1 protein-coding gene is annotated in these 287 nt (G+C 56.4%); it reads left to right on the forward strand.

What is annotated here, in order from left to right:
• Positions 1–287, forward strand: a 287-nt coding sequence (gene prs, locus NAI64_RS09080; RefSeq protein WP_269299801.1) for a ribose-phosphate diphosphokinase, incomplete at both ends; no start/stop codon positions are given.

A 287-nucleotide genomic window follows, 5' to 3' on the forward strand; every position in this document is an offset into this window, starting at 1 on the left:
CTCGGCATCCCTCTCGGCAAGGCTCACGTCTCCAAGTTCTCCGACGGTGAAACCACTGTCGAAATCAATGAAAATGTCCGTGGCAAGGATGTCTTCGTCATCCAGTCCACTTGCGCACCGACCAATGACAACCTGATGGAAATCATCCTCATGGTCGATGCACTCAAACGCGCCTCCGCCGAACGGATCACCGCATGTATCCCCTATTTCGGCTATGCACGTCAGGATCGTCGCCCGCGTTCCACCCGTGTCGCCATCTCCGCACGTGTGATCGCCAACATCCTCGA

It is taken from the genome of Oxalobacter paeniformigenes (genome assembly GCF_027158465.1).
Classification (GTDB): domain Bacteria; phylum Pseudomonadota; class Gammaproteobacteria; order Burkholderiales; family Burkholderiaceae_D; genus Oxalobacter; species Oxalobacter paeniformigenes.